6 protein-coding genes are annotated in these 7,153 nt (G+C 60.7%); 4 read left to right on the forward strand and 2 right to left on the reverse strand.

Annotation, left to right across the window (positions count from 1 at the left end; all coding sequences use genetic code 11):
• The first annotated feature begins 143 nt into the window (after positions 1 to 143).
• Positions 144 to 416, forward strand: a complete 273-nt coding sequence (locus tag ABIB49_RS19015) for a DNA gyrase subunit A (protein WP_282361081.1) — start codon at positions 144 to 146, stop codon at positions 414 to 416.
• A gap of 588 nt (positions 417 to 1,004) precedes the next feature.
• The gene (locus ABIB49_RS19020) at positions 1,005 to 1,703 is read left to right on the forward strand and encodes a pentapeptide repeat-containing protein (protein WP_354157636.1); all 699 of its coding nucleotides are present in this window, start codon (positions 1,005 to 1,007) and stop codon (positions 1,701 to 1,703) included.
• A gap of 144 nt (positions 1,704 to 1,847) precedes the next feature.
• Here ABIB49_RS19020 and ABIB49_RS19025 read toward each other — a convergent pair whose 3' ends face one another.
• Complete coding sequence (locus ABIB49_RS19025; RefSeq protein WP_283481333.1) at positions 1,848 to 2,357, reverse strand: hypothetical protein; 510 nt, start codon at positions 2,355 to 2,357, stop codon at positions 1,848 to 1,850.
• A gap of 599 nt (positions 2,358 to 2,956) precedes the next feature.
• On the reverse strand, positions 2,957 to 4,171 hold the full coding sequence (locus ABIB49_RS19030; protein WP_354157637.1) for a virginiamycin B lyase family protein: 1,215 nt from the start codon (positions 4,169 to 4,171) through the stop codon (positions 2,957 to 2,959).
• Between the two features lie 883 nt (positions 4,172 to 5,054).
• Here ABIB49_RS19030 and ABIB49_RS19035 point away from each other — a divergent pair.
• Together ABIB49_RS19035 and ABIB49_RS19040 are read left to right on the forward strand one after the other, a co-directional pair.
• On the forward strand, positions 5,055 to 5,702 hold the full coding sequence (locus ABIB49_RS19035) for a hypothetical protein (RefSeq protein WP_283481331.1): 648 nt from the start codon (positions 5,055 to 5,057) through the stop codon (positions 5,700 to 5,702).
• A gap of 780 nt (positions 5,703 to 6,482) precedes the next feature.
• The gene (locus tag ABIB49_RS19040; RefSeq protein WP_354157638.1) at positions 6,483 to 6,950 is read left to right on the forward strand and encodes a hypothetical protein; all 468 of its coding nucleotides are present in this window, start codon (positions 6,483 to 6,485) and stop codon (positions 6,948 to 6,950) included.
• The last annotated feature ends 203 nt before the right edge of the window (positions 6,951 to 7,153 follow it).

The raw sequence follows: 7,153 nt of genomic DNA on the forward strand, positions 1-7,153 counted from the left end.
TGTCTTTGATTGTGACTCTCAGCAATGGGGTTCGGCGTTTTCGACCGACACCGACAAGCGCTATTCCTTGCATGTTGCAACCTCATAAAGGGATCCTCCAGCGGTATTCCGTGCCATTACCTTCGTCGTGCGAGAATCGCCGCATGAATGAGGACGAGCGGCAGATCAGGCAGCAGTTGATGCTCCACGAGGCTCTAGTGCATGCGATGGATCGGCGAGACGAGGTCTTCCAGGAGATCGAGGATTCACAGGACATGGACGAAGCGATCCGTCGGGTGGGTCAGCTGTTGGGCTTGGACGAGCACGGGAGCCGGGCGGTCTTGGACATGCAGGCTAAAACATTCACCCGAAACCGGCGTCAGGTCATCGCGTCCTACGCAGAGGAACTTAGATCAAGGTTGCCTGACCGGCTCTGAGGACTCCGCGCCCTCCATCAATTGCTGTTGCCTCATCGCGGCACGCGTTGCCGGCTTCCCGTACGCCGATCGGCTTACGGGCGGGCAGGACGTGATGCTACGTTTGACCGCAGTGACATTCTTACTTTCTCTGTGACCCAGAGTCGATGCAGCGGTTCCCGTTCGCTTCCCTCGGAAGCGGTGATTCCGTGTGCCCTCGAAGGGGACTCCCTCGCGAGTTCCCCTGGCACCCGGCCCCTCACCGAACTCATCCAGAGAAGATCACATGCCCTTCATATCGACCGACTCCGCCGCGCCCTCCTGACCTGCCCTGGACCGGGAATCACTGCGCCCTGATTGCGCCAACTGCTTCGCGCTCTGCTGCACCGCCCTAGGCTTTTCCGCACCTCGGACTTCGCCATCGACAAACCAGCAGGAACTCCCTGCAAGAACCTTGCCTCCGACTTCTCCTGCATCATCCACGACAGCCTGCGCCCGCGAGGCTTCCGAGGATGCACTGTCTTCGACTGCTTCGGAGCTGGCCAAAACGTCTCCCAGAACCTCTTCCAAGGAATCAGCTGGAAAGCGGATCCAGCAACAGCGAAAGACATGTTCCCGTCCTTCAAAGTCGTCCGACAACTCCACGAAATGCTCTGGTACCTGGCAGAAGCTACCAGCAGGACCTTCGACCCGGACACCTCGCACCAGGTCAACGAGCTCAGAATGACAATTGAAATTGCGATAGCCGGAACGCAGAAGGTCCTCTCCCTGAACCTCGGCGACATGCACGCCCGGGTTCGGTCGGTACTCATGGACGTCAGCGAAGAAGTGAGGTTCTCATACCTTGCAACTGGTGATGATCATCTAGATGCTGCGCTTGTCCCGGGGGCAGACCTCATGGGCAAGAATATGAAGTCCAGGTCGCTGTGTGGGGCAGACCTTCGAGGCGCCTATCTCATCGCTGCGGACCTGCGAGACTGCGACCTCTCAGGTGCTGACCTCCTCGGCGCTGACCTCCGAGATGCCCGTCTCGAAGGAGCCGATCTTTCCAGAACCCTCTATCTGACACAGGCCCAACTCAGCGCCGCCCACGGCGACGCCCACACGCGCCTGCCCTCGGACTTCAGCAGTCCTACTCATTGGACCAAAAACAGCTTACGACGACACAGTGGTGCCCGCCGGCCGGCAACTACACAGCAGTTGCCGGTCAGTCAGCACCCAAAAACCTCCGGCGGAAAAGTGTCCGGTAGTCGATCCTTTACCGGACGTATCCTACAGATGACGCAGGTATCTCTCAGGCGAGACTAAGAACGCTCGCCAGTTGGAAATCAGGTGCAGGCGCTGCCGTCATTGATGAAGTACTCCGGTTGACCGATGGAGATGGATTTTGGCGGAGCGGTCGGGCGCGCGATGAGCGAACACGCCGGGCTGGGCCGTGCGTTGATTTCCCGCTCAGCTGCACGGGATGGCATGGACGGCGGGCCATACCGGGTCAATGCCTCCGATGAGATTGAGGACGCCATCGTTCCCATCCCACTCCAGGGTGTACGAGCCGCCGGCAACCGGTTCATACCCGTCGTCCGTGGTCCACGAGCTCCCGCGCAATCCGATCCCGCCGAACCTGACCGCGTACACTTCACCCCTGCCGGCGAAGAGGAAAGAAAACTCGCGCACGACGGCACGGCAACCGTTGGCTGCAGGAGGATCTAGAACGCGGTAGCTGGCGCCCAGGTCGCCGAACGCGCCGCCCAGGCAGATGAGGCACACAGCAAAGGCCACGATGCTGCGCAATAGCCGGACATGCGCTGCAAACGGTGGCACGTCAATGCAGCGAGCTGCCCAATTGGAGACCAGACGAAGTATCACGGAGGCGACCAGCAGCATGCCACTGACGGCCCAGAAAGTCAGTACAGTCCCGCCGATGACCAAAAGCAGCGCGCCAAGTTGTGCCACGGCGGTCATGGCCGCAAGCGCCAGGCACGCAGCCTCCAGGCGGCACAGAACCGGAATGTTCAACGAGCTCTTTACTTTTCCCCCGGTCCCCATGCGCTGAGAGTCTAGCTGTATCGATCCTCTGCCGCTGACCAGAGGCCAGTCTCACTTCACGATGAAATGACCGCGCCGTCGACGCTGGTTACCTCGCGCCGTACTTGATCCGTCCGCCAGCCCTACCGATGCAAGAAACGGTGCCCGCTAGCAGGTCGAGAAGCGCGCAGCCAGTCATGATTCCCGACTGACTCCGGGTTCGCATTTGAGAGTAGTGCCTGGCTGAAACCAAGATTGGGCTGCGCCAGCATGTCCATGAACTCTAGTGGCATGTGTTTTCGCCATTTCCTGTTTGCGACGATCGTGGCTCGGACTGACTTCTTTCGGCGGAGTGAAGCGTGCCATATATAGATAGCTGGCGACCCCTCCTACCTCTGCACACCGTTGCCTGCGACCGAACTGCCCATCCGAAGTTGGTGACAGGGTGGCGTGGACCCGCGGATAGCTGTGGCTACGGTTTTCTGTCCGGGTTTCCACATCAGCTCGGGACAATCGGTTAAGCCCGCTCGGCCAGATCACTTGCTTTGGCCTGCATCGGCGTGCCCGCTCCAGAAACCTGCGCTGTGGTGATCGGCGGGGTGTTCCTCTGACCCGCTGGCGCGGTCGCGAAGGGACGCCATTCGCCGGCGCTGCGTGGCCACGATGAGCAGGGCGATGACGAGAGCTGCCGCTCCGGCCGTTCCAGCGATTACGGCCGGGGAGCTCCACGGGGTTGTCACCGCGTCGCCGGGTCGGGTCGCGGCGGATACCGGTGCCGAGGCCGGGGCGGGGGCCGAAGCCGCAACTGCAGCGGCGGTGGCGTAGCGGGCCACGGAACCGTTTCCCAAGCCGCTGCCCGGGGTCGTCACGATGATGGTCCCGTCCGGAGCTACCGCAAGGTGACCGGGGTTGCTCTCCGTTGGGATCGAGGGACCCGCTGTTCTGGTCCCCGGCGGTATTACGGACAGGGCGGGACGTAGGGCGCTGGCCACGTAGAGGGTCCCGTCCGGCCCGACGGCGGCCTCCGTGGGTCCGCCCGGGACATAGATGCGGTAGGCCACGGCGTCAGCGCCTGGTTTGATGACGGCGACGTGATTGGAACTGATGTTGGTGACATAGATCTTACCGTCCGGGCCGGCGGCGATCCCGTGGGGGTTCTCTGTCCTCCCGGGCGTGGAGCTGACCTGGATGGTCCGCGAGACGGTGTCCGCCCCGGCCGGGATCACCGAGACCGTCCCGCCGTACTGGTTCGTCACGAACGCGGTGCCGTCCTTCGTGACCGCCACTTCCACCGGGCCGGGCCCGACCGTAACAATGCGGTCCACCGCCGATCCATTGGGTGCAATGACCGACACAGTGCCCTCGGCAGGGTTCGGAACGAAGACCGTCCCGTCGGGTCCGGCGGCAATCAGATGGTTCCCATCCGACACCGGAATGCTCCGTACGACACCCGCCGCCCCGGCCGGTATGACACCCACTACTGCCTCACCCGAGGCACTGTCCTGCTGTGCCACGTACAACGTGCCGTCCGGGGCCAATGCGATCCCGGAGACATTGATGCCCGTACTGAGCGTGCGCGAAGGCTGGGACGCTCCCGGCGGTATCACCCGAATCCCGCCGGCGCCGTAATCGCCCACGTACGCTGTGCCGTCACTGCCAACCACTACTCCGAGGGGTGTCCCGCCGACGTCGAGAATCTCCGCAGGAGCCCCCACGGCCGGTGCCGCCCCCAGGAAAAGGACCGCCGTCACCGCTGCGGCCGTCCTCAGACTTTGATGCTTCACGCTTTTCTACCCCCAATAGACGTGGCACCACACAGCTTCGCAATGTCATTGCATGGAGCTTAGTCCAGCCGCCGGCGACTTTCGGCCCTATGGAGTCCGGACAGCAAGTCCGTTGGTGTGCGGAAAGAGCGCCCGTTCAGGGCTTGTCTACCTGACACTGACCGGCGATCTCTAGGCGATCCATACCTGCCCGCCGTGTAGTCTGAGGTCTTCGATTTGGGGGACACATGGCTCGAAAGCGCAACGCTCAATCTTTGCTTCTGCGATTTGATTGTGTGCCTGTAAACATTCGTAGGACATCCTGCAAACAGCGCCGCCAGCCCCGGTGTCTGGCGCAGTCCATGAGGGCCCTCAAATGACGACTCGTCGGCGCGTAGGACGTCTTTCAATGCTCGCGCTCGGGCTGGTCTTGATCGCGTGGATCGGATCGATGGTCTGCAGCGCCATCGATGAAGGGGCAGTTCCACCCGGCTCTGCATTCCAGATTATTCCGCAGCCCAGTGAAGCGGGGGAAATCTCCAAGCGCTGTGGGTCAGGAGGCTGTTGGCGGGAAATGGTTGTCAACATAAGAGAGCCGCAAACTGCACTGTCACTTGCTGCCGAGATGGGAGTTGTGTCAGAACGTTGCGAGCCAATGAACCTATGGACGTTGCGTAAAACCTGCACCGGGATCTCTGATGACCGCACCGGGCTCAAGGTCTACCTTCGGTATTCAGTCCTAGGTTCCTAAGACATGAGTCAGCTGCCTCATCGGCCCCCGCTGAACCCGTGGCCGCGGAAAACCCTCATCGGACGCCGAGCGGCGGCTCGGATAGTCAACGCTCAAGAATGCCAGGAGTGAAGCCGGAGAATGACAGTCCAAGAAAACGCCACGTTGACCGCGGCACGGAACCGTGCGCGAAGCTCCATCTGGCTGGGAATCGCGTGGCTTCTGGTAGCGGCCTGTCTCGGGCTGATGTCCTGGACACTCCTCCAGCTTGATTCCGCGGACATCTATATTCTTCTCGCTCCGGACATTAACGCCATAACTTTGGGAACCGCCCTGGCCCTCCTGGCGATAGTCCCCGCCGTTGCTGGCGTGTATCTAGTGGTGCGAAGTGCAATTCACAGGATTCGAAATCCCTGGATAGCTCGCCTCGTAAAGGCCTCCGGATGGGTGGCCGGCATCTGCATCGGTCTGGTGTTCTCATACTTGGCCTTGACGTTGTTTTTGCTCACCCCGGTGACCGCGTACACGCTGCACGCACCGACTGACGGAAGAAGCGTGCTGATCGTCAACAGGACAGTCCTCATAGCGGGCGGATTCACGATCTACGAGCCCCGAAACTGGCCCACTTATGTGAAAGTAGCGTCGCTGACTACCAATAACGCGCACGACCCATTCCGCGCCGGGACATACCGGGCGGTATGGAACGATGAGGGGCTGGACTTGGAGTTCGTAGGTGACTACATGAAACCGGATAGATACGAACACACATTCATTGAGCTCCGGCGGTAGCCATGCCGCCGCAGCGCTGGAACATGCCATGCGAGGACCAAAGCAGACTGTTTTACAGCCCCTAGGTCCTTCCTCTCAATCATTCCATCTGAACCAAAAGGAACTGGCTTGTACGCTGAATTACCGACCCGGGCGCTCACGTGAACCGCCGTGCAGTAACTATCGTCGTGGTGATGACGACAATGGTCGTTATCCTCCCTTCATGCGGTCGCGCACCTATTGAAGAGATCGGCCGTAACAGTATTCGCGAAAAGGCCACCAAGGCACTAGCAACCTACACACGGATACTGGAGGACACCGCTCCTGGTTCTTCCGAGCGAGTACGCCAGAAACTGGAAGAGGCCATGCCAGGTGTCTACGCAGTCGCAACGCCGCCTGGAGGCCGGCCCACCGCGGACATTTACTTGAGGGATCACGTGACCACGAGCGGTGGGTTTTGGGGGGAGCAGCGGACTGTCAACGCCTGCGTCAGATACGGCTTCGACCAACAGATGGCGACCATGGAATCGATAGACTGCCCGGCCACGGGACCTCAGTCTGAGTACGCAGACGAGCACGTGGTGATTCCCTGAACGGTAAGGAGCGCTGCTGCCGGTCAGTGGCCGGTGAGGGATCCGTCTGCGGACGGCTCAGTGGAATATATAGCGATGCGAAAAACGGCCATTTATCGCTAAAAAGCCTCACGGACGCCTACTCGTGCCGACGAGGTGGACGGTCCCCGCGACGTGACTTGCCGTGAGTTGATTTGACGGCCGAACCGCTTCCGGCAACGATGGCGGGGTGAACGAAGGACACGACGTTTCGGATCTAACATTCCTCACGCTCATGCCAGGTTCATACCGGGTAGGTGTGCTCATTCTCGGCGTACTTACCACGTCTGCGGTGGTGATCCCGCTGAGCGCTGAGATCCCGAGTGTGATGAGCCTGGTCCTCGCGATCTTGCTTGTAGCCTTATTCGCCGCCGCTTTTTTGATGCAAGCGGTCGTGCGCCTCGGAACGAATGGGGTGCATATTCGGGTCGCGGGTGTGTTTAGGACGACCATCCACTATGACCAGATCACCGGGGCTGCCCCCGACCGGGTTACGAGAGTTCGCGAGGGTATGGGATTGCGCATACTGCCGAACAAGACGACTGGCTACTTGGTAGGGGGTCCCTCCGTGCGAATCAACACCAGCGGCGGTACCGCCGTCCTGGTCTCATCAAAAACTCCGGCCGAGCTTTCAGAAGCTATTGGGCGTCGTACATAACGACGACAGGGCTGAGGAATGCCGCCCAGAATCACGACCCGGGTGGAGGCATCCGCGCGCAGTAAAGACTCACGTCAGAGAGCAGACGTATGGCAAAAGGGCGCCCGCTGAGGGATCCTTGGGTTCTCGCGGTGATTGCAACACTTAGCGGATGGGTGTTGTTATGGCGGGGTATTCAATTCATTTGAGGCCTGATCTCTTGC

It is taken from the genome of Arthrobacter sp. UYCu512, from assembly GCF_040547075.1.
GTDB lineage: Bacteria > Actinomycetota > Actinomycetes > Actinomycetales > Micrococcaceae > Arthrobacter.